At 36.5% G+C, this 21,476-nt stretch carries 22 protein-coding genes; 12 read left to right on the top strand and 10 right to left on the bottom strand.

Annotated elements, in window-relative coordinates; genetic code table 11:
- Positions 1-75: 75 nt before the first annotated feature.
- From Q0371_RS10860 to mutY, 5 genes are all read right to left on the bottom strand, one after another.
- Positions 76-1,827 (bottom strand): ABC transporter ATP-binding protein, encoded by a 1,752-nt coding sequence (locus Q0371_RS10860; protein WP_298471022.1) that lies wholly within the window; start codon positions 1,825-1,827, stop codon positions 76-78.
- A 58-nt stretch (positions 1,828-1,885) separates the two neighbouring features.
- Positions 1,886-2,425: a DUF402 domain-containing protein gene (locus Q0371_RS10855; protein WP_251556930.1), complete on the bottom strand. Its 540-nt coding sequence runs from the start codon at positions 2,423-2,425 to the stop codon at positions 1,886-1,888.
- Between the two features lie 135 nt (positions 2,426-2,560).
- Complete coding sequence (locus tag Q0371_RS10850) at positions 2,561-2,725, bottom strand: gamma-type small acid-soluble spore protein (RefSeq protein WP_298471020.1); 165 nt, start codon at positions 2,723-2,725, stop codon at positions 2,561-2,563.
- Between the two features lie 460 nt (positions 2,726-3,185).
- The gene (fabL, locus tag Q0371_RS10845) at positions 3,186-3,929 is read right to left on the bottom strand and encodes an enoyl-[acyl-carrier-protein] reductase FabL (RefSeq protein ID WP_298471018.1); all 744 of its coding nucleotides are present in this window, start codon (positions 3,927-3,929) and stop codon (positions 3,186-3,188) included.
- Positions 3,926-4,972 carry an A/G-specific adenine glycosylase gene (mutY, locus tag Q0371_RS10840; RefSeq protein ID WP_298471037.1) on the bottom strand — a complete coding sequence of 349 codons (1,047 nt, stop codon included), beginning with the start codon at positions 4,970-4,972 and terminating at the stop codon, positions 3,926-3,928. Before mutY ends, fabL begins: the two co-directional genes overlap by 4 nt.
- A gap of 150 nt (positions 4,973-5,122) precedes the next feature.
- Between mutY and Q0371_RS10835 the strand changes: the two genes are divergently transcribed.
- Complete coding sequence (locus tag Q0371_RS10835) at positions 5,123-6,103, top strand: metal-dependent hydrolase (protein WP_169360763.1); 981 nt, start codon at positions 5,123-5,125, stop codon at positions 6,101-6,103.
- A 32-nt stretch (positions 6,104-6,135) separates the two neighbouring features.
- Here Q0371_RS10835 and Q0371_RS10830 read toward each other — a convergent pair whose 3' ends face one another.
- The 3 genes from Q0371_RS10830 to recX are packed head-to-tail and all read right to left on the bottom strand — an operon-like array spanning position 6,136 to position 7,526.
- Positions 6,136-6,390, bottom strand: coding sequence for a YfhJ family protein (locus tag Q0371_RS10830; RefSeq protein WP_169360764.1), 255 nt, complete (start codon positions 6,388-6,390; stop codon positions 6,136-6,138).
- Between the two features lies 1 nt (position 6,391).
- A complete protein-coding gene (locus Q0371_RS10825) occupies positions 6,392-6,721 on the bottom strand; it encodes a YfhH family protein (protein ID WP_169360765.1) in 330 nt (109 codons plus the stop codon).
- A complete protein-coding gene (gene recX / locus Q0371_RS10820; RefSeq protein WP_298471014.1) occupies positions 6,711-7,526 on the bottom strand; it encodes a recombination regulator RecX in 816 nt (271 codons plus the stop codon). Before recX ends, Q0371_RS10825 begins: the two co-directional genes overlap by 11 nt.
- Before the next feature lie 99 nt (positions 7,527-7,625).
- On the opposite strand from recX, the gene Q0371_RS10815 reads away from it, so the two are divergent.
- The 9 genes from Q0371_RS10815 to Q0371_RS10775 all read left to right on the top strand — a co-directional run bounded on the left by Q0371_RS10815 (position 7,626) and on the right by Q0371_RS10775 (position 17,491).
- Entirely contained in the window at positions 7,626-8,525 is a 900-nt protein-coding gene (locus Q0371_RS10815) for a TIGR01777 family oxidoreductase (protein WP_298471011.1), read from the top strand.
- 202 nt (positions 8,526-8,727) lie between these two features.
- Positions 8,728-9,537 carry a polysaccharide deacetylase family protein gene (locus Q0371_RS10810; RefSeq protein ID WP_169360768.1) on the top strand — a complete coding sequence of 270 codons (810 nt, stop codon included), beginning with the start codon at positions 8,728-8,730 and terminating at the stop codon, positions 9,535-9,537.
- A 124-nt stretch (positions 9,538-9,661) separates the two neighbouring features.
- Positions 9,662-11,035, top strand: a complete 1,374-nt coding sequence (gene rlmD / locus Q0371_RS10805) for a 23S rRNA (uracil(1939)-C(5))-methyltransferase RlmD (RefSeq protein WP_298471008.1) — start codon at positions 9,662-9,664, stop codon at positions 11,033-11,035.
- Positions 11,036-11,168: 133 nt separating this feature from the next.
- Entirely contained in the window at positions 11,169-11,690 is a 522-nt protein-coding gene (locus Q0371_RS10800; RefSeq protein WP_298471006.1) for a DUF1456 family protein, read from the top strand.
- A 744-nt stretch (positions 11,691-12,434) separates the two neighbouring features.
- Positions 12,435-13,955 (top strand): aldehyde dehydrogenase family protein, encoded by a 1,521-nt coding sequence (locus Q0371_RS10795; protein ID WP_169360771.1) that lies wholly within the window; start codon positions 12,435-12,437, stop codon positions 13,953-13,955.
- Between the two features lie 23 nt (positions 13,956-13,978).
- Entirely contained in the window at positions 13,979-14,338 is a 360-nt protein-coding gene (locus tag Q0371_RS10790) for a DUF779 domain-containing protein (protein WP_169360772.1), read from the top strand.
- A gap of 283 nt (positions 14,339-14,621) precedes the next feature.
- Complete coding sequence (locus Q0371_RS10785; protein WP_298471003.1) at positions 14,622-16,037, top strand: alanine/glycine:cation symporter family protein; 1,416 nt, start codon at positions 14,622-14,624, stop codon at positions 16,035-16,037.
- Between the two features lie 394 nt (positions 16,038-16,431).
- Entirely contained in the window at positions 16,432-17,019 is a 588-nt protein-coding gene (locus Q0371_RS10780) for a DNA-3-methyladenine glycosylase I (protein WP_298471001.1), read from the top strand.
- A 151-nt stretch (positions 17,020-17,170) separates the two neighbouring features.
- Positions 17,171-17,491 carry a hypothetical protein gene (locus tag Q0371_RS10775; protein WP_298471000.1) on the top strand — a complete coding sequence of 107 codons (321 nt, stop codon included), beginning with the start codon at positions 17,171-17,173 and terminating at the stop codon, positions 17,489-17,491.
- A gap of 276 nt (positions 17,492-17,767) precedes the next feature.
- Here the strand turns inward: Q0371_RS10775 and Q0371_RS10770 are convergent, their stop codons facing one another.
- Positions 17,768-18,463, bottom strand: coding sequence for a hypothetical protein (locus tag Q0371_RS10770; protein ID WP_298470998.1), 696 nt, complete (start codon positions 18,461-18,463; stop codon positions 17,768-17,770).
- Between the two features lie 95 nt (positions 18,464-18,558).
- On the opposite strand from Q0371_RS10770, the gene Q0371_RS10765 reads away from it, so the two are divergent.
- Both Q0371_RS10765 and Q0371_RS10760 read left to right on the top strand, forming a co-directional pair.
- The gene (locus Q0371_RS10765) at positions 18,559-19,068 is read left to right on the top strand and encodes a YetF domain-containing protein (RefSeq protein WP_298470996.1); all 510 of its coding nucleotides are present in this window, start codon (positions 18,559-18,561) and stop codon (positions 19,066-19,068) included.
- 82 nt (positions 19,069-19,150) lie between these two features.
- The gene (locus Q0371_RS10760; RefSeq protein WP_298470994.1) at positions 19,151-20,290 is read left to right on the top strand and encodes a zinc-dependent alcohol dehydrogenase; all 1,140 of its coding nucleotides are present in this window, start codon (positions 19,151-19,153) and stop codon (positions 20,288-20,290) included.
- Positions 20,291-20,545: 255 nt separating this feature from the next.
- Here the strand turns inward: Q0371_RS10760 and Q0371_RS10755 are convergent, their stop codons facing one another.
- Positions 20,546-21,454: an EamA family transporter gene (locus tag Q0371_RS10755; RefSeq protein ID WP_298470992.1), complete on the bottom strand. Its 909-nt coding sequence runs from the start codon at positions 21,452-21,454 to the stop codon at positions 20,546-20,548.
- Positions 21,455-21,476: the final 22 nt, after the last annotated feature.

Genomic DNA, 21,476 nt, shown 5'->3' with positions numbered 1-21,476 from the left:
CATATTTCAACTTTTTGTAAAATAGGTAAATAAAAACACCCAATAAGAACAGAATCGCCTTATAGGGTGTGTGTGTTAGTCCACAGTATCTAGTTGTTGTATTTGAAATAAATTATAATATACACCTTTACTCTTCATGAGTTCAGAATGAGAACCTTCTTCTGCTAGCTCTCCATTTTCTATTACACATATTTTATCTGCATGCGTTATAGTGGAAAGTCTATGCGCTACAATAATCGTTGTCCGATTTTGAGCTAAACGCTCCAAGGAATCTTGGATTAATGATTCGCTTTCTAAATCTAATGCTGAAGTAGCCTCATCTAGAACTAATATTGTAGGATTTTTCAAAAATACACGTGCTATTGCTACACGTTGCTTTTGACCTCCAGAGAGCTTAACTCCCCGCTCCCCAACCTTTGTTTCATATCCTTCAGGTAGCTCCATAATGAAATCGTGTGCATTAGCTGCTTTTGCAGCCTCTATTACTTCTTCATCACTAGCTCCTGGTTTACCCATTAAAATATTCGATTTGACTGAGTCACTAAACAAAATATTATCTTGAAGCACAATTCCTATTTGTTGTCTCAGTGATTCAATCGTTACATCGCGAACATCTTTGCCGTCAATTTTCACACTGCCATCAGATACATCATAGAAGCGGGGAATCAAACTAATGATGGTGGATTTCCCTCCACCACTCATACCTACAAAAGCAACTGTTTCTCCACTATTGACTTGGAGATTTATATTGTTAAGGATTGTTTGTCCACCTTTTTCATATTGGAAGGAGACATTTGAAAAGGTAACTTCCCCAAAAGTATTTCCTAAATTTTTCGCACCAGGCTTATCGATAATATCGTATTTTTCATCCATCAGCTCAAATACCCTGTCCATCGACGCGAAAGATTGCGTTAATGTAGTGGATGAATTAACTAATCGTCTTAAAGGGCTATATAATCGCTCTATGTAGGCGATGAAAGCAGCCATTGTCCCAACAGATAGTCTTCCATGAATTGCTTCATATCCTGCGTAGGCAATAACTAACAGTGGTGCTATATCGGTAATTGTATTAACGACCGCAAACGCTTTTGCATTCCATATTGTTTGATCCACGGCCTTGTCCAGAAATTCTCCGTTCGTCTCATTAAATAGCTTTTGTTCATGCTTTTCCAGTGTAAAGGTTTTAATAATACTCATCCCCTGTACACGTTCATGAAGATAGCTTTGTACTCCTGCTAATGCTTGCGATCTCTTTCTAGTTAAGTCTCGAAGCTTTCCGAAAAAGTACTTTACACTGAATGCGTAAAATGGGAATGCGATTAAAGTTACAAGTGTAAGTTTTACATTCATCGTAAGCATTATTCCAATAGCTATAAGAATTGTAGCTAAGTCGAGCCAAACATTCATCAAGCCAATCATGACAAAATTTTTCGTTTGCTCTACGTCATTGATGACACGAGAAATGACCTCTCCAGCTCGCGTGTTTGAATAATACTTTAAGCTTAGCTTTTGAAGATGTATGTATAGCTTTTGACGGATATCATACAAAATTTTATTACTGACTAATTGTGCTAAATATTGTCGATAATACTCAATTGGCGGTCGAACGATTAGAAACACTAATGCGGTTCCACCTAACCAATAAACAAGTTGTTGAATTTTTTCATCTGTTGCCATATCCCCACCGATAATATCATCTACGACAATTTTAATCAGAATGGGTATAAACAATGGAATTGCGAATTTAATAACCCCTATAATAATCGTCAAAAAGATTTGCCAATTATAAGGTTTTACGAATTCCATATATCTTTTCATGGTGCTCATAAAACTACTTCCTTTCTTAAAACGGAAGAACCTGTTGCAAATTCAACAGGTTCTCCTACTACTCGTTCAGCTGTTTATAAAAATGATAACGACTTGTCCAAGCCTCGATAAAGTCCGGGGCAAATGGACCTCTTCTTTGTTTAATCCAAGAAATAAGTTTTTCTATATTTCGATCAAGAATAGAATCCATTTCATCTGGATAATTCATTTCCCTTTTGTGCTGTTCGTATTCATCTTCATCCAAAATTGTGTAGGTCATGTCTGGGAAAACCTTCACATCTAGATCATAATCAATATATTTCAAAATTTTATTGTTATAGACAAATGGCGAACTAATATTAATGTAATAATACACACCGTCTTCTCTTAGCATACAAATAATGTTAAACCAATGTTCAGCATGAAAGTAACAGATTGACGGTTCTCTAGTAATCCAGGTTCTTCCATCTGATTCGATTACAAGAGTTCGTTCGTTCGCTCCTATTACAATATTCTTGGTCCCCTTTAAAACCATCGTTTCCTGCCAGACACGGTGGATACGGCCATTATGCTTGTAGCTGTGAATTTGAATAATTTCTCCTTCTGTTGGAATCGCCATGATTTAGCCACCTTTTCATCAAGCGCAAAATTGAATATTATACTTATTTTCATATTATAGCAATCCATAGGAAAAAACTGTAGTAAAAAAATCAGCGAGAGCAAAATGCTCTCGCTGATTTTTGGTGAATCCATGTTATTTTGATGGGTTATAAGAACTTTTTGAAAACTTCCCGCTTGCTTGTTGTTTTTTCATTTCAGCTTGACGGTTTTGCTCTTTAACTTGTCGAATTACAGTTTCTGAAGCAAATTCTTGACTTCTGTTTGATGATTGACTGTTATTCTTTTTCATGGATTTCACCTCCGTACAAAATATATCATGTGCACTTTCGGAGATAATATTCGTAATAAAATTAAATTTGTTTATTTTAAAATCATTTATTGAAGCGCAGGTCTTGTTCCCATATTAATAAATATTAATTTAAATTAGACTTTAGTTATTTTTTTCTTTTCCATAAATCCTTTGTCTAATGATTTGCTGGGGCGATGACTTATCGCCCTACTTACTGAATTAATGAGAAAAACGTGAAGTGAAGCAGGTAACTATTCAATACTCATTTGTATAGTTAATTCCACACAATCTTTTTTGGAGCGGCAGGCGGCGACTTCGGCGGGATGAGTGAGACAGATAAGACATCACAACCACGCGCGTAAGCGATGGGTGATGGCTTATCGCTCACCCCGCGAAAAGCGTCCGCTAGATGCGCGGAAAAAATGGTTTACTGTTCTTTTTTCTAAAAATATTTACTCTTAATATAAAACTACATTTTAATCGAACGGCCGCCATCTACAATGATAGTTTGTCCTCGGATCATGCTGGCATCATCTGAAAGCAGGAACATAGCTGTTTTTACCATATCCTCAATTTCAACCATTCGTCCTGCCGGAGTATTTATACGCGCATCCTCTAATAATTGTTCTCTATTTGGGAAATGCTTTAAAGCATCAGTATCTAATGCTCCACCAGAAACAGTATTAACGGCAATCCCTTTTTCTGCTAGCTCTACCGCCAAATATCTTGTAATGGATTCAATAGCAGCTTTAGAAACTCCTACTGTCGTATAGTTTTCCAAATATCGAATAGACCCTAATGAACTGATGCCTAATATCTTCCCGCCACTCGGCATTAGCTTTGCCGCTTCCTGTGCTCCAAAAAGCATTGCTTTTGCGTTAATGTTCATCGTCCAGTCCCAATGAGACTCCTCTAGCTCCATGATTGGTCGAAGAACACCAGATGCAGCATTACTGACGAAAATATCTAAACGACCGAACTCCTCTTTTATCGTTTGAAACATTGCTCGAAGCTTTTCTACATCACCAACATTTGCACGAACAAGTAAAGCTTTTTGTCCTAATGCCTCTATTTCTGAAACCGTCTCTAATGCAGCCGTTTTACTGCGAGCATAGTTCACTACAATATCATAACCACTTTTTGCAAGCTCAATGGCAATTGCTTTTCCTAGTCCTCTGCTACTGCCTGTTACTAATGCTACTGGATTTGTCATGTGATGTTCTTCCTTTCCTTCCACGCATTCCATATTTTTAATACTGGAATAGGCATAGGTTGATTGTTCACTTCTTCTATAGAATACCACTGGCTATTCAAGGATAATTTTTTTTCATTTATAAGCTTTGCTTCAAAACTTTCAACTTCCCATACTAGATGGGAAAAAACATGCTTAAAAGAAAGTAATTCATTTCCTTTTTGAATTTCTATTCCATAGTCCAGCTCCACTACCTCTTCAACAGTGTGAGTCGCTGTTGGAAGCTCAACCATTGGAAATTGCCACATATTAGCAAGTAAACCTTTAGAAGGTCGCTTCTCTAAAAGAATCTTACCGTCATCTCGTTGGATTACTATTGCCTTCATTTTATGTAATTTTGTCTTTTTGTTAATCGTTTTTACCGGAAGCTCTTCTTGAACTCCTTCATAAAATGCTGAACAAAATTCTCTTACTGGACAAAGTAAACATTTCGGCTTTTTTGGAGTGCATATAATAGCACCAAGTTCCATTAAACCTTGGTTAAAGGCAGAGGGATTTTCCTCATACATCAAGCTCATCACGGCATCTTCAAATATCTTTTTCGTCTTTGGTTTAGCAATATCCTCTTTTATCAGTAAAATCCGAGATAATACTCTCATGACATTCCCGTCTACAGCATGCTCTGGAACACCATAAGCAATACTTAGCACCGCTCCAGCCGTGTATGGTCCAACGCCTCTTAGCTTAGATATTTCCTTTCGGTTGTTCGGTATGATGCTATCGTATTGTTCTACAACTTCTTTTACTCCAGCTTGAAGGTTCCGTGCTCTAGAATAATAACCCAGGCCTTCCCACTCTTTTAGTAATTCTCCTTCATTGGCTTCTGCTAGAGATTCAAGTGAGGGATATTTAGAGATAAATCTCTCATAATAAGGGATAACCGTATCAACTTTTGTTTGCTGAAGCATTACTTCGGAAACCCAAATTTTATAGGGATCCGTGGTTTTTCTCCACGGTAAATCACGTTTTTCTTCTAAAAACCAGGAAACTAATGCCTCGCTCATTTGCTTATTGTATAATTCGTTCACAGTTAGAATCCTTTCTGGCGATTATTGTATGAGATAATAGGGTATAACACTAATAATGCTTTGTTAATTTATATACTTTATCTTATGATTAAGATAACTTGTTTCCTTAAAAGGAGCTGGTCACACATGGATACAGGCACACATATAGTCATGGGTATTGCACTTGGTGGTTTGGCAATGGCAGATCCTGTCGTTACAAGTAGTTCTTTGACTACTACTGCTGTTATTGCAGGTACTATCATTGGTTCCCAAGCCCCTGATATAGATACTGTTCTAAAATTAAAAAATAATGCCATTTACATACGTCATCATCGTGGTATAACTCATTCTATTCCAGCCGTTTTACTATGGCCGTTACTTATATCTGGAGTATTGTGGCTAATTATTCCAGAGGTGAATTGGCTTCATCTTTGGCTTTGGACATTTTTAGCAGTATTTCTTCATGTTTTCGTGGATATATTTAATTCCTATGGTACCCAGGCATTACGACCCTTCTCTAAGAAATGGGTTGCACTAGGTGTCATCAATACATTTGATCCGATTATCTTTGGCTTTCATGTATTAGGATTATTACTATGGATGTTTGGCTTTAACCCAGTGCCTACATTCCTAACCATGTACGCTATTATCGCCATTTATTATATACTACGCTTTGCAGTCCAAAGTGCGGTTAAAAATAGCGTGAGAAAAACAATTCCGGATACCACAGAAATTATTGTGGCTCCAACTATTAAGTTCTTTCAATGGAGGATTGCCGCAAGCTCCGAGACGCATCATTACGTTGGCCGAGCATACGGGCGTTCCATAACGATATACGACAAGTTTGAACGAGAGGAAATTCCAGACTCTCCTTTAGTAAAAGCTGCCTTAAAGGATACAAACCTAAGTGCCTTTACTTCGTTCTCCCCTATTTACAGATGGGAAATAACTCAATTCGATCATATCCATGAGGTTCGGTTAATCGATCTGCGTTACAGAAGTAATGATTACTATCCTTTTGTAGCAGTTGTACATTTGGATGAAGACCTTAATATCATCAACTCTTACACTGGTTGGATTTTCAGCGAAGATAAGCTAAGAAAAAAATTAGACTTTTTACCACATTAAACAGAGACGCTAGGAATTTAAATTCCTAGCGTTTAGTCTGTTTCCAATAAATGCTTGTACTTTTCGTTAGTACCCGCAAACTCGTGTAGTTGTTCACCATATCCATCTATCCACTTTTTAATAACCATCTCTGTTACTGCAGCACCTTTATATTCATAGCCTGCACGTGCATAGGATGATTCAAAGTCAGACCAAAGTAATTCAATCCATGCTCTTGCCTTTTCAAAGGAAAGCTTGTCGTTTTTTTCAAGTAATAACTCTGTTAGTTCATTTATTTTAGTTTCCATATTATTTTCCCTCCTCTAACGGCTGTAGTATAGAAATTGGTAATGCTTCCTCGTACTTGTCTCCACCTAAACGGTAGCCCCAAGCAAATTTTCCCTTTAAGTATTCGACTTGAAAAAACATCCCAGGATCACCGCTAATTCTATACATTTCACCAGGTTTTATAGAATTTACATCTGTTAGAAATGACTGAGCCATCATTGCTTTTCGTTCATATACTGCATACTCATTAACAATGCCTAGTTGCTCAGCCTTTCTTGCTTTTTCCTTTAGGTTAGCAATTTCAGTTCTAAGCTCTTGCTCCGTCATCTGACTATATTTTTTATTGCTCATTTTGTAATTCCAGCTCCTTATTTTCTATATACATATCTATGTGCTCTGACGGGAATCCTTTTACATAAAGGGCCTGTTTCACACGATTTTTCAGATCATAGCCGCTATATTTTGCAGAATACTTTCTCCAAATCTTTTCTCCTTGTGCAGCAATTATTTCAAGCCATTCGTCTTCCTTTTTCTCTAAATCAAAAGATTCGATTGCCTGAGAAATGATGCCAAAGTTATACCCTTTTCTTTGAAGATTCTCCTGGACCTTTTGTTTAATTTGGCGTGGAGTCTTATTTTGGTTTTGATTGATAATTTTTTCTGTAAGTGTTTTAGCAATAGAAACTTGTTCTTCCTCCGAGTAAGTGGCAAGCACTTCCTCTTGAAGCTCTTTTTCTATTCCCTTCTTTTTGAGCTCCTGTCTAATTGCAGCAGGTCCTTTTTTACTGCTATTCTTTTGAGTTTCTACTAAAGCCTTCGTAAAGCTAGCATCATTCAAAAATCCATGCTCATATAGCTTTCGAATTGCCTCTAAAATGACCGCTTCTCCAAACTCACTTTGTAGTAATTTTTGCTTTACCTCATGCTCACTTCTCATCCGAAAGCTCAAATAATTAATCGCCTTATTATATGCTTTTCTTACTTCATCATCAAAAACAATTTCATCTAAGGTAAAGGCCTCTATTACCTTACCCTTTGTAAGCTGATATTTTATCAGTACTGCCTCATCCACACTAAAGGCGTACTTTTCATCTAAATATAAATTATACCGTTCATTATTTTTTTTTTGACGTCCTATTTTTGTAATAACCGGCATTTTGTTAATCTCTCCATTCGCTTTCCTTAATTATAGCGTAAAAATTAATATGTGATAAATGATTGAACTGGTATTATTGTGTTAAGGAGGCTGATTTCGATGAGAGTAGCAATTACTGGTGGAACTGGTTTTGTAGGTAGGGCTTTGACTGAGCTACTGCAGCAAAAGGGACATGAGGCTATTATTTTATCACGGTCGAGCTCGCACTCAGCAAACAATGTTACTTATATTAACTGGCTTACAAATGATTCTAAACCTGAGGTATATTTAGAAGGTATTGATGCAATAGTAAATCTTGCTGGAGAATCTATAAACAACGGTAGATGGACAGAAAAGCAAAAAGCAAAAATTTATGCTAGTAGGATGGAAGCTACTGATGAAGTCATACGTATTATACAAGTATTAAAGAAAAAACCCGAAGTTTTGATCAATGCAAGTGCTATTGGAATTTATCCAGCTTCCAATACAGAAGTTTATAATGAACAATCAACACAACAGGGTCATGATATTCTAGCCAAAACAGTTGCAGATTGGGAGCAAAAGGCATTAACTGCAGAGCAGCTTGGAGTCCGCGTGGCTTTAGGTCGATTTGGGATTATATTAGATAGAAAAGAAGGAGCACTTCCCTTAATGGCATTACCTTATAAAATGTTTGTAGGTGGTCCAATTGGAAAGGGAGATAATTGGATGTCATGGGTTCATATCCAAGATGTTGCTAGTTCCCTGTTTTACGCTATTGAAAATAATATTCAAGGACCTTTTAATATAGTTGCACCAGATCCTCGAAGGATGGATGAATTTAGTAAAACATTGGCTAAAGTATTAAATAAACCTCATTACTTCCCAGTACCTGCATTTGCTTTGAGGCTAGTGCTTGGTGAAAAAAGTCAGCTTGTCTTAGAAGGGCAAAAAGTAGTTCCAGACGTATTAATAGCTAATGGCTTTTCCTTTAAATACCCAGAACTTACGAGCGCATTGACTAATATATATAGTCAGTAATCGAGCCAATTTCTACAGACGATGGCTTATTGCTCACCCTATCCTTTAATATAACCTTTTCTTAAAAGGGAATTATGAAATTGCTTCATATAGTAAAACTAACCAACGAGCAAAAATGAATAAATATCAAGCCCAAGTGCAATCTACTTTTAAGTTGATTGCATTTTTTTATGCAAATATATATTAAAAAGGAGCAAAAATCATGTGGAAGCATCATGTAATAGGAATTATTATAGCAGCCTTTATTATAAGCCTCGGCTTTTCCTATGAGCCATTTACCGCGGAAGCAAAAGAAATTCACTGGGGTTTTAAAAAAGCCAGAGATGAGGTACCACCAGAGGCCGGAGCAGAGCTGGATGCATTATTAGAAAAGCATGGAGCCATTTATAAAGGGCCAGCTAACAAAAAGGTTATTTACCTGACATTTGATAATGGCTATGAAAACGGCTATACGGAAAGCATTTTAGATACATTAAAGAAAGAGAACATTAGCGCCACCTTCTTTTTAACTGGTCATTACCTCGAAAGTGCCACACCACTAGTAAAACGGATGATTGAAGACGGACATCAAATAGGTAACCATTCCTATGGACATCCAAACCTAGCTAAGCTGTCAAAGGATGAAATAAAAAAGGAATTACAAAAATTTGATAACCGACTAAAGGAGCTCACTTCTTTAGAAAGAACAACTGTCACGAGACCACCGGAAGGAATCTTTGATGAAGATGTGCTAGCAGCTGCAAACGAAATTGGTCACCAGCATTTTTTCTGGTCTGTTGCTTTTATCGACTGGCATAGGGATCAAAAAAAGGGTGGACAATATGCTTATAACGAGCTTATTACACAAATCCATCCTGGCGCTATTATTCTTATGCACACGGTTTCACCTGACAATGCTGAGGGTCTTCCGGCATTTATCAAAGAAGCGAAAAAACGCGGATATTCCTTTGGAAAGATCAATGACCTCAATATATCCAAATTGGATATACCTGAGTATTCTCTTCCACAGTAATTTCCTTTATAATAGATATAATGTAACTAAGGTGCCAGTTTTTTAACTGGCACCTTTTGCTTGCAACCAACCCCATAAAAAAGTTATACTGTTTTATTGGTTGATAAAGGACGTGAAGGAAATAATGAAAGAACAAACAGCAATACAGGTGGGACAACAATTTCCACTTACTATAAAAAGACTTGGGATTAATGGAGAAGGAGTTGGCTTCTTTAAACGAAATGTAGTATTCGTTAAGGGAGCACTTCCTGGAGAGGTAGTAACTGCTGAAGTAACTACTGTAAATCCAAAGTATGCGGAAGCAACGATAAAAAAAATTCGTCAAGCTTCTCCAGACAGAGTAAAACCACCATGCCCTGTTTATGAGGCATGTGGAGGTTGCCAGCTTCAACATATGACCTATGAGCGAGAGCTAATTGAAAAAAGAGACATAGTCATTCAAGCCCTTGAACGTTATGTGAAAGACCTTGCTATGTCAATTGAGGTAAAACCTACACTTGGAATGGAAAATCCATGGCTGTATCGAAACAAAAGCCAATTCCAAACAAGACAGCTTGGTAATGATGTAATTGCTGGTTTATATGCAGAAGGATCTAACAAGTTAATTGATATTAATGAATGTATGGTTCAACATCCTGCTACCACTAAGATTACAAATGAAATTAAAGCCTACTTAAAAGAGCTTAAAATACCTATATATGACGAGAAAAATCCTCAAGGTATTGTTCGTACTATTGTTGTGAGAACTGGGATGAAAACTGGACAAATTCAAGTAACATTAGTTACAACACAAAAGAAAATGCCCAACAAAGAAGACCTTGTACAAATGATTCGTAAAATCGATTCTAATATCGTATCTATTAGCCAAAATATTAATCCTGGAAAAACATCGTTAGTATTCGGTGACACAACTTTTAATTTATTTGGAAAAGAAATTATTCATGAGAAGCTTGGAGAATTAGCTTTTGACCTATCGGCTCGCGCCTTCTTCCAGCTAAATCCGGAACAAACTGAGCATTTATATGATGAAATTGAAAAGGCAGCCAAATTAACTGGTAAGGAAACTGTCGTTGATGCTTATTGTGGTGTCGGGACAATCGGACTTTGGTTAGCTAAAAATGCTAAAGAGGTTCGTGGTATGGATATTATCGAAGAGTCTATTAAGGACGCTAAGAAAAATGCGAAACGCAACGGCTTTGATAATACAAAGTATGTTCATGGCACTGCAAAGAAATGGTTGAAGCAATGGCAGAGTGAAGGCTTTGTACCTGATGTGCTAACAGTAGATCCTCCTAGAACTGGTTTAGACGAGGAGCTACTAAAAACAGTATTAGAGATAAAACCAAAACGCTTTGTTTATACTTCCTGTAACCCTTCAACTCTTGCAAAGGATCTGCAGGAGCTAACGAAGCTTTATGATGTTCAATATATGCAGCCCGTGGACATGTTCCCTCAAACAGCCCATATTGAAGTAGTTACACTACTTACACTTAAATAATTGCACATTATGTAAGAAGGATCCGAGAATCTGAATGATTTTCGGATTTTCTTCTAATCGTTTATCCCTTTACCGGGAAGGCTATTACATAACTGAGGATGTATTTTGATATTGCTAGGAGGATTCATATAAAATGGAAAATAACGACATATTAATACGTTTGCGATACGCTTTAGATATCAAAAACAAAGAAATGGTAGAAATCTTTAAGCTTGGTGGTATAGAAATTTCAAAAGAAGATGTGTTGAAGCTTTTAACTAAATCCAAGGATCACTTTGATAATGAATATGAAGATGATATTGAGGATGATGACAATCAAATCAAGTGCAACAATAAAACGTTAGAAGCCTTTTTAAATGGTCTTATTACTTTTAAAAGAGGACCCCAGGAGCCAAAGCCAGGACAACCAGTGGCCCCTCCCTCTACATCTGGTAGTACAGAAAGTGTTAATAACATGCTTCTAAAAAAAGTAAAGATTGCACTTGCTTTAACAAGTGAGGACATGATTGATATCTTGGAGGAAGCTAGAGTGGCTATCACGAAAAGCGAACTAAGTGCCATCCTACGCAAGGAAGGCCACCGTAACTATAAAGAATGTGGCGATAAATTTGCCCGGAATTTCTTAAAGGGATTAGCTATTAAATATAGAGGTTAACTATTGGGGTACGGACAACACTCTCCGAAAAGAAACAGCCTCGAACATTTTACGACCTGGTAAAGTTTTCGGAGCTTCTATTCCAGTGATCTGTAATTGTTTTCGAGTTGCAGGGGGCGAAGCTTCAATCTCCTCGGCTTGCTCCTGCTTAGGCTTTTACTCTCACGCTATTCCTGCAGTAGTCGCCACCTCCTCTTCAAACAACTAAAGTAGAAAGTTTATGGACTTGCTCTATAAATGAAAACGTGAAATCGGAAATATTCGATTTCACGTTTTTTAAATTGTGAGACTAGTTATGTCTCTCACTTTTCAAAAGAATATTGCAAAATATTTGTGCCAAGGTGGCTGTTGTTGATCTCATGAAATGGGCGAACGCTCGACTAGGGGAAAAAAACCTACTTTATTCCTTATGGAATGATTCGTAGGCTCATTAGAAACAGCATTAGGAATTAATTTATCTGTATAAATATACATGTATATTCATTTTTCAACTGTTATAAAACACATATACCCTCCCTTATCTTATTAGCTTAATCTTGTTATAGACCAACTACTTATGGCAATTTGTAGTAATAAAACCAATTGTATATTTTCAATATTAAAAAGAAACTTTTATTTTAAAATGTGAATAAAAATTGAAAATTCATCTTGCATTCTTTTTTTAATTGGTGCATGATTTGATTATTGCTACAACGTCGTCTGACGTCTAGCAAATCGCACTATAAAAATTTGGGGGTAAGATATATGATTTATGCTAATCCTAATACTGCTGGTGCAGTAGTTGATTTTAAAGAACGTTATGATAACTTTATCGGTGGAGAATGGGTAGCTCCAGTTAATGGAGAGTACTTTGATGTAGTTTCTCCACTTACAGGTAAAGTGTTTACTCAAGCAGCTCGCTCTACTGAAGCTGACATTGAGCTTGCATTAGATGCTGCTCATGCTGCTAAAGGCGCTTGGGCTCAAACATCTGTAGCTTATCGCGCAATTATTTTAAACAAAATTGCAGATCGCATGGAACAAAACCTAGAAAAAATTGCAGTTGCTGAAACTTGGGACAATGGTAAAGCAGTTCGTGAAACATTGAATGCTGACATCCCACTAGCAATTGACCACTTCCGTTACTTTGCAGGAGCTATCCGTGCTCAAGAAGGTAGAATCAGCCAGATCGATAACGATACTGTAGCATACCACTTCCACGAGCCAATCGGTGTAGTTGGACAAATTATTCCTTGGAACTTCCCATTATTAATGGCTGTTTGGAAAATCGCTCCAGCTTTAGCTGCTGGTAATACAATCGTTATGAAGCCTGCTGAACAAACACCTGCTTCATTAATGGTTCTTTTAGAGCTTATTCAAGATATTTTACCAAAAGGCGTTTTAAACGTTGTAAACGGTTTCGGTGCAGAAGTTGGGAAACCACTTGCAACTAACCCACGTATTCAAAAAGTAGCATTCACTGGTTCTACTGGTGTTGGTCGTTTGATCATGCAATATGCAACTGAAAATATTATCCCTGTAACATTAGAGCTTGGTGGTAAATCACCTAACGTATTCTTCGAGGACGTTATGGATGCAGATGATGAGTACTTAGACAAAGCAATCGAAGGTTTAGTATTATTCGCACTTAACTCAGGTGAAATTTGTACTTGTCCATCTCGTGCACTTGTTCAAGAATCAATCTATGAAAAATTCATGGAGCGTGCATTAGAACGCATTAAAGCAATTAAAATTGGTAACCCACTTGATACAGAAGTTATGATGGGTGCTCAAGCTTCTAACCAACAATTACAAAAAATTCTTTCTTATATCGAAATAGGTAAAGAAGAAGGCGCTGAATTGTTAATTGGTGGAACTCAAAACAAATTAGAAGGTGACCACGAAGGCGGTTACTATATTGCTCCTACAGTATTTAAAGGCGACAACAAAATGCGTATTTTCCAAGAAGAAATCTTTGGACCAGTACTTTCTGTTACAACATTCAAAGACTTTGACGAAGCAATGGAAATTGCTAACGATTCTGAGTTTGGTTTAGGAGCTGGTGTTTGGTCTCGTAACATTGACACTGCTTACCGTGCAGGTCGTGCAATCCAAGCAGGTCGTGTTTGGACAAACACATACCACCAATACCCAGCACATGCTGCATTTGGCGGTTACAAACAATCAGGTATCGGTCGCGAAAACCACTTAATGATGCTTGAGCATTACCAACAAACAAAATGTATGTTAGTAAGCTACAATAAATCTGCAATGGGCTTCTTCTAAGAAGTTAGAAATGAGATGACAGAATGGTAGAACGCATCGTAGCAACGGATAAAGCTCTTGATCTAATTCAAGAGCTTGAGGCAAAACATGGGGCAATTATGTTCGTACAGTCTGCTGGCTGCTGCGATGGTTCTGCTCCAATGTGCTATAAGCAAGGCGACTTCTATATAGGAAGTCGTGACTTGCTTCTTGGTACTGTTGGAAATGCACCATATTATATGCATCAGTCCCACTATACTTATTGGCAGCATACACAGCTAATATTAGATGTTGTGGATGGCATGGGAGCTGCCTTTTCTCTTGAAAGTACAGAAGGAATTTCATTTCATATTCACTCTCGTGTATTTACAGATAAGGAAAGAGCAGAGCTATCTCCTCTTTAACTAATTTATGGATAAAAAGAGCTATCTTTTTATCCATATTTTTTTTATCTCCTGCACATATAATATATTTACACTTTTCTCTTTGATTTTTTTGTTATAAAATTATTAGTAATTGTAATATTTCAGTTAGTAAATAAAGAGTTGGTTTTTATAAACCAGCTCTATTTATTTATCCAGCACATATCACTTTATTCTTGTGACGTGTTATAGAATAGCGTAATAAAAGCAATCTATATATGAAGATTACATAATAAGCGTTACCGATTTTTAGGAGGAATTAATAATGGATTTGTTTGAAAGTATGTTACAGGATGTGAATAATGCTTTATATTCCTACATCCTGATCGTACTCTTAGTAGGAGTGGGATTGTTTTTTACAATAAAAACTAGATTTATTCAGATTAGATTAATACCAGAAATGTTCCGTGTTGTTTCGGAAAAAGCCACGATCGATAGTACAGGAAAAAAAGGAGTTTCCTCCTTTCAGGCATTTACGATATCCGCTGCCTCTCGCATAGGGACTGGTAACATTGCTGGGGTTGCAACCGCTATTGCACTTGGTGGTCCTGGAGCTATTTTTTGGATGTGGATGATTGCTATTATCGGCGGAGCATCTTCTTTAATTGAAAGCACTTTAGCCCAAGTATATAAAGTTAAAGATGGTAGAATGTATCGCGGTGGTCCAGCCTATTACATGGAAAAAGGCTTAAACAAGCGGTGGATGGGAATTCTTTTTGCAGTTGTTATTTCCCTTACCTATGGGTTTGTGTTTAACGCGGTCCAAGCTAATACAATTACTATTGCATTCGAAGAAAGCTTCGGATCAAGCCGAGTAGTAGTTGGCGTTATTTTATCTATAATTACTGCTGTCATAGTTTTTGGTGGTCTTAAACGTATAGTTAGCGTTACGCAAATTTTAGTACCAGTTATGGCAATAGCATATATTGCAGTTGCTCTCCTTGTAGTATTTTTGAATATTAGTGAGCTACCAAATGTATTCATCCTTATATTCAAATCTGCTTTTGGCTTCGAAGAGGCTTTTGCTGGTATGGTCGGAGCTGCTATCATGAATGGAATTAAACGAGGGTTATTTTCAAATGAAGCTGGTATGGGTTCTGCGCCAAACGCAGCTGCTACTGCGTCGGTAACTCACCCTGTAAAACAAGGGCTTATTCAAACACTCGGTGTATTTATTGATACAATCATTGTTTGTACATCAACCGCTGCTATTGTTTTAATGAGCGATGCTTACCTTCATTCAGAAGCTGCTTCGGTCAACCTGACACAAGTTTCTTTAGTTGATAATTTAGGTGGCTGGGCAAGTACATTTTTAGCTATAGCTATATTCATGTTTGCCTTCAGCTCAGTAATAGGGAATTACTACTACGGGGAAACGAACATCGGTTTTATCAAGGAATCTAAAACTATGCTGCTTATTTTCCGTGTGCTAGTAGTGGCTTTCGTTATGTTTGGTTCTGTTGCAAAAGTTCAGTTAGTTTGGGACTTAGCGGATCTCTTTATGGCTGTAATGGCAATCATTAACCTGTTAGCTATTTTAATGCTTTGGAAGATTGCTAAACGTGTTATTAATGATTATGTATCACAACGTAAAAAAGGTTTAGATCCTGTATTCTACAAGAAGAATGTTCTTGACATTGGAGAAGTAGAGTGCTGGGGCGATGAAGATAAAGATCGATAATATGGAATAACAAGAGCTTCGAAAATACTACGAACAGTAGAATTTTCGAAGCTCTTTTTCTCAAGTAAAACTAATTTTCTCTTTTTCAAAGGCTATGTTATAGGGTTGGGCTTAGTGCTTATAAAATTACTCTCCTAAACTAAGCCAAAAACTGTCACTACCCCTAATTCTTAACCTACTTATGTTCTTAATAGTCATTTGAATCATCACTTTTGTAATGTTTATAGTCACATAAAAAAGAATTCTTCAATCAAAATCAACCATTAACTTTAACAAAGCTTTTTCAAAAGGCTTCTTTCATATACACTTTAGACTATATATATATTGCTTTTTTTCTGAATTTACCTTACAATAAAAATAGAATATACGTTCCCTTTTAGAAAGGTTGATGACTTTGGTTACTAGATGTGCGTGGGTGGTTGGAAAAGATCCTTTATACTTAGACTATCATGACAATGAATGGGGCGTTCCTATTTATGAGGATAGGCTATTATTTGAGATGTTATGCTTAGAAGGAGCTCAAGCTGGTTTGAGTTGGTGGACAATTCTACAGAAACGAGATAATTATCGTCGAGCATTTGATCACTTTGATGCTCATAAAATCATTCAATACACTGAGGATAAAATTCAATCTCTCCGAGAAGACAGCGGGATCGTCCGAAATCGTTTAAAAATACTTAGTGTGTTGACAAATGCACATGCTTTTCTCCGAATTCAAAAAGAACATGGATCTTTTTCTAATTACATTTGGAGCTTTGTAAATGGAACCCCTATCCTCAATCATTGGACTTCCATAAATGAAGTCCCCATCTTTAATGAGCTAAGCGATACAATGAGTAAGCGTCTTAAAAAGGATGGCTTTGTATTTGTAGGAAGTAAAGTCTGTTATTCGTATATGCAGGCAGTTGGAATGATCAATGACCATACAATTGACTGTCACTGTCATCCTTCTATGAAGTTGGAAAAAGATGAAGCGCTATAGAATTATTTATCCTCTAAAAAAGCTTACGAAAAATAGGTTAGCGAGCGTAGTTTTATTTGAAAAGGCTATGGTTGATTTTCTGTGAAGGAACTTTTTGGTGACATGATACAAACTATAAATAATAAACTCATTGATTTAAGGGAGACAAACAATGAAAATCAAAATGCTCATTTTACTAACATCTTCGAAAGAACAAATAGAAAATAATAGGACTCAAATGGTAATGAAAACATTTGAATCAGCGATTCGTCCTGTTAAAGGAGATATAATTGATGACCCCGGATTTGACGCAAGATTTCATAATGGATATGAGGTTGTGAAAGTTACTATAAATTATGAGACAAATGAATGCTATGTATCTCTACATCCACTTGCAAGTGATTTAGAGGAAATTTGTATCAATGACTATATAGACAAACTTGTAGCAAATGAGTGGCGTATTGTTTCAAAAGAAGAATTATTAACCTACTAAAAGAGATAGACTTACCCCATTACCATTTCTGCCGTCGGGTGCGATTATTCAACTGAGTAAATTCATTTATATATTCTCTCTGTTTGGATTGTCGCGTTTTCAGTGAGTTTTAGGGGTTGAGTGAAACAGCTAAGCCATCACAACAAGCGCATAAGCTATGGGTGATGGCTTATCGCTCCCCCCTCCCCGCGAAGAAGCGTCCGCCAGAGCGGAAATCAATTCTACTTATTCATATAAAACTCCAGTAATTGCGAAATTGACTCAATTAGTATTCTCTTATACATCATAGAAGTCATTCGTGAGTCTATTCATATATTCTACTTCGCTTTCCCCAACAGCCTGGGGATGCTTTTCCATTAGTATGGGAGTAAGCTTAGACCATAGCACGTCCATTATATAGATGTCCCTATCAAAAATGTTGTCTAGTTCCTCTAAAGTGACCCCTATACTATTTGCATATAGCTTCTTCTCTTCTGGCACTACAGCTTTTACATTATCATCTATAAAACTTGTTACCTCTGATTTAGTAACTTCAATATTATACTTTTTCTTAGCGATATCAATTGCTAATAAGTTCTCTTCCACATAGTATTCGGCATATGCCTTTAGTTCTTCACTATTATACTCCTGATTGCCTATAACACGCTCTACCTTTAAGCGAAACTCCATTTTATCAGCATTAAAATAGTTAGCAAGATCTTCATTTGTACCTCTCTCTATTTCACTTTGAACTGAGAAGCTCGGAATCTCGTTTAGGACTTTTGCAATTGCTTCATCTAATTTTTTATAATCTAATTCAACACTATCTTCTTCGTGGTCATGTCCCTCGTGATCATCGTGATCGTGGTCTTGTTCCTCATTTACTTCCTCCGCTATATCAGTTTCAGTTGTTTTACTATTCTCTTTCTGACTACATGCCGCTAATATACAGGAAAGTATTAAAATTAACGAAAACATATATAATTTTTTCATGAATCCACTCCTATTCTTTAAGTTGTTAGCATTCTTCATGTTTTATTTATATAGATGGTGGTAAAGAAAAATAAACATTTTTAGGAGGCTAATAATTGTTTGATTTAAACTGGATGGAAATTGGACGAATATTCTTGTTAGGGATAATGGCTTATATTTTCTTGATTATCTTATTAAGGGTAGCTGGTAAACGGTCACTCGCTCAGCTAAATGCTTTCGACCTTGTTATTACTGTTTCTATAGGTTCCGTATTGGCTACTATAATGCTTGATAATAAAATTTCTATTTTTGATGGAATTGCCGCCTTATTCGTATTAATAGCTCTACAATGGATTTTTTCTTTTAGTAGTAAGAAAAGTAATACATTTGATGATGTAGTTACTAGCGATCCAGCATTACTCTTTTACAATGGTAATTTTTCTGATAAAACGATGGAGAAGGAACGAATTCGTAAAGATGAAATTATTCAAGCTGTTCGTTTAGAAAGTAATTTATCTATGGAAGAAGTTCGTGCTGTCGTATTGGAGCCAAACGGTGAGTTATCCATTTTACCTAATAATGAGAATGGAAAAGAAGATACTCTTAACAAAATAATAAAAGACTGATTCTTTCAAAAAAAAGTTTTTTTTACCTTACTTAGGGTAATAATTATTATAGAAAAAGTACTTATTAATAGGAGGAGATCATTTGAAGGCTGTTACTTATCAAGGTGCAAAAGATGTTCAAGTAAAAGAAGTACCAGACGCAAAAATTGAAAAAAGCGATGATATTGTCGTGCGTATTACTACTACAGCTATTTGCGGGTCCGATTTACATATTTACAGAGGTGCAGTGCCAGCTCGTAAGGATTATGTAATTGGTCACGAACCAATGGGAATAGTTGAAGAAGTTGGCCCCTCTGTTACAAAAGTTAAAAAGGGTGACCGCGTTGTGATTCCTTTTAACATTTCCTGTGGTGAATGTTTTTATTGCCAAAATGAAATGGAAAGTCAGTGTGACAATTCCAATGAAAATCCGGCAATAGATTCCGGAGCATACTTTGGATTTACAGAACGATACGGTGACTATCCTGGAGGTCAAGCAGAGTATTTACGTGTACCATACGGAAATTATTTACCATTTAAAATACCTGAGTCTTGTGAGCTAGAGGATGAATCATTATTATTTCTCTCAGATGTTCTACCTACAGCTTACTGGAGCGTAGAGCATTCAGGTATGAAAGAAGGCGATACGGTCGCTGTTTTAGGATCAGGACCTATCGGATTAATGGTACAGAAGTTTGCTTGGATGAAAGGTGCTAAGCGTGTTATAGCTGTCGATCATTTACCATATCGTTTGAATCATGCTGTAAAGATGAATAAAGTTGAAGCGTATAACTTTGAAGAGTATGATCACATGGGAAAATATATTCGAGAAATCACAAATGGTGGCGTAGATGTTGTAATCGACTGTGTAGGTATGGATGGTAAAATGTCTACATTAGAAAAAGTTGGGCAAAAACTAAAACTCCAAGGTGGTACTTTAAGTGCCCTTGACATTGGAATTGATGCTGTACGTAAATTTGGTACAATTCAATTAACCGGTGTGTATGGATCGAATTACAATATGTTCCCTCTTGGAAATATTTTCGAGCGAAATATTAATATTAAAACAGGACAAGCGCCTGTAGTACACTATATGCCAAAGATATATGAAATGATTACAAAAGGTGACGTTGACCCTACACAAATCATTACACATAGCGTTCCACTTGAGCAGGCTAGTGAAGCATATAAAATATTCCATGACCATGAAGAAGAAAGCATTAAATTTGTTTTGAAACCTTAATACAAACTAACGAGGCTGGGACATAAATGTAATTTTCAAAAACAAGTAGCTTTTATCCCTAGTAAGCATCTGATAATCTTTCAATTGATTGCAGTGAAGGGGCGACTCCTGGGGGAACAGCACGAGTGAGAGACTACAGGCTCGAGCCGTTCTCCCGGAAAGCGTACCCGAAACAGAAATCAATTTTCTTTATGCAAAAAACACTATTTTCTCGATGAGAAAAATAGTGTTTTTTTGGTCTTGTCCTAGCATCTTTTATAGTTCATCTGCAATTCCTAATAGTGCAATTCCAAGAATAACGATAATTATTACAGCATATTGCTTTTTCGTGAGCTTCTCTTTCAAAAAGATTCTGGAGAGTAGTACTGAAAAAATACTATATGAAGCAATGATTGGTGCTGCAATAATTGCATTTGAAGACATAGCAAATACATAAAAGAATTGACCTATTGTTTCTAAAATGGCAGCGCTTGTTTTATCTCGCTCTTTAAATATATTAAAAGGAACCTTCTTAATAGCTTTTAGGTAAACAAAAGCAACTACAGCACAAATAAAGAATGTAAACTCATAAGCAAGTAGAGCTGCATCCTCTCCTATTAGACTAAGCTCATCTAAATACACAGCATCCGCAAAAGTACCTAGCCCATCAATCAAGGCATATAAAATTGGGAAAATAATAGCCATAAAACCAATCTTGTATTTCGTATCTATCGTCTTAGGGTTTGCTTGAAGCACTTGTTTTTCCATTTGTTTTTCAAAGACGGCAAGTCCAATTACTCCTAGAGTAATGATAATAATTGAAATTATTTCTAATGCACTTAACGAATGCGTAAAGAAGATAAATAATAGAATGGTTGTAATAGCTCCTGATGAGTTTTGAACAGGCGATGCTATTGATAATTCTAAATATCTCAACCCTATATAACCAATAGCCATTGACAATATGTAAAGGGCCGACACAGGTAAGTATAACAACATATCCATTGGATCAAATTGAATACCCTTTAAGAGCATATAAAATGTTCCGTGGATTCCCATAACCAAGCCTACCATTACAACTATTTTAAGATGACTAAATTTATCCTTAGGGTCTGTTCCCTTTTTATAAAATAAGTCTGCTCCTCCCCATGCAAGGGCAGTTACTAGAGCAAATATAAACCACATAAATTGTTCTCCTTTTCTTTAA

Source organism: uncultured Psychrobacillus sp. (assembly GCF_938022135.1).
Classification (GTDB): Bacteria; Bacillota; Bacilli; order Bacillales_A; family Planococcaceae; genus Psychrobacillus.
This window is presented reverse-complemented; position numbering and strand designations above follow the sequence as displayed.

What these genes read in the sequence shown, in the direction of transcription:
- Q0371_RS10815 (WP_298471011.1), top strand. Translation starts at nt 7,626, where the DNA reads ATGAGAGTAGCAATTACTGGTGGAACTGGTTTTGTAGGTAGGGCTTTG.
- Q0371_RS10790 (WP_169360772.1), top strand. Translation starts at nt 13,979, where the DNA reads ATGGTAGAACGCATCGTAGCAACGGATAAAGCTCTTGATCTAATTCAA.
- Q0371_RS10795 (WP_169360771.1), top strand. Translation starts at nt 12,435, where the DNA reads ATGATTTATGCTAATCCTAATACTGCTGGTGCAGTAGTTGATTTTAAA.
- rlmD (WP_298471008.1), top strand. Translation starts at nt 9,662, where the DNA reads ATGAAAGAACAAACAGCAATACAGGTGGGACAACAATTTCCACTTACT.
- Q0371_RS10835 (WP_169360763.1), top strand. Translation starts at nt 5,123, where the DNA reads ATGGATACAGGCACACATATAGTCATGGGTATTGCACTTGGTGGTTTG.
- Q0371_RS10770 (WP_298470998.1), bottom strand. Translation starts at nt 18,463, where the DNA reads ATGAAAAAATTATATATGTTTTCGTTAATTTTAATACTTTCCTGTATA.
- Q0371_RS10755 (WP_298470992.1), bottom strand. Translation starts at nt 21,454, where the DNA reads ATGTGGTTTATATTTGCTCTAGTAACTGCCCTTGCATGGGGAGGAGCA.
- mutY (WP_298471037.1), bottom strand. Translation starts at nt 4,972, where the DNA reads ATGAGCGAGGCATTAGTTTCCTGGTTTTTAGAAGAAAAACGTGATTTA.
- Q0371_RS10860 (WP_298471022.1), bottom strand. Translation starts at nt 1,827, where the DNA reads ATGAGCACCATGAAAAGATATATGGAATTCGTAAAACCTTATAATTGG.
- Q0371_RS10785 (WP_298471003.1), top strand. Translation starts at nt 14,622, where the DNA reads ATGGATTTGTTTGAAAGTATGTTACAGGATGTGAATAATGCTTTATAT.
- fabL (WP_298471018.1), bottom strand. Translation starts at nt 3,929, where the DNA reads ATGACAAATCCAGTAGCATTAGTAACAGGCAGTAGCAGAGGACTAGGA.
- Q0371_RS10775 (WP_298471000.1), top strand. Translation starts at nt 17,171, where the DNA reads ATGAAAATCAAAATGCTCATTTTACTAACATCTTCGAAAGAACAAATA.
- Q0371_RS10830 (WP_169360764.1), bottom strand. Translation starts at nt 6,390, where the DNA reads ATGGAAACTAAAATAAATGAACTAACAGAGTTATTACTTGAAAAAAAC.
- Q0371_RS10810 (WP_169360768.1), top strand. Translation starts at nt 8,728, where the DNA reads ATGTGGAAGCATCATGTAATAGGAATTATTATAGCAGCCTTTATTATA.
- Q0371_RS10855 (WP_251556930.1), bottom strand. Translation starts at nt 2,425, where the DNA reads ATGGCGATTCCAACAGAAGGAGAAATTATTCAAATTCACAGCTACAAG.
- Q0371_RS10800 (WP_298471006.1), top strand. Translation starts at nt 11,169, where the DNA reads ATGGAAAATAACGACATATTAATACGTTTGCGATACGCTTTAGATATC.
- recX (WP_298471014.1), bottom strand. Translation starts at nt 7,526, where the DNA reads ATGCCGGTTATTACAAAAATAGGACGTCAAAAAAAAAATAATGAACGG.
- Q0371_RS10825 (WP_169360765.1), bottom strand. Translation starts at nt 6,721, where the DNA reads ATGAGCAATAAAAAATATAGTCAGATGACGGAGCAAGAGCTTAGAACT.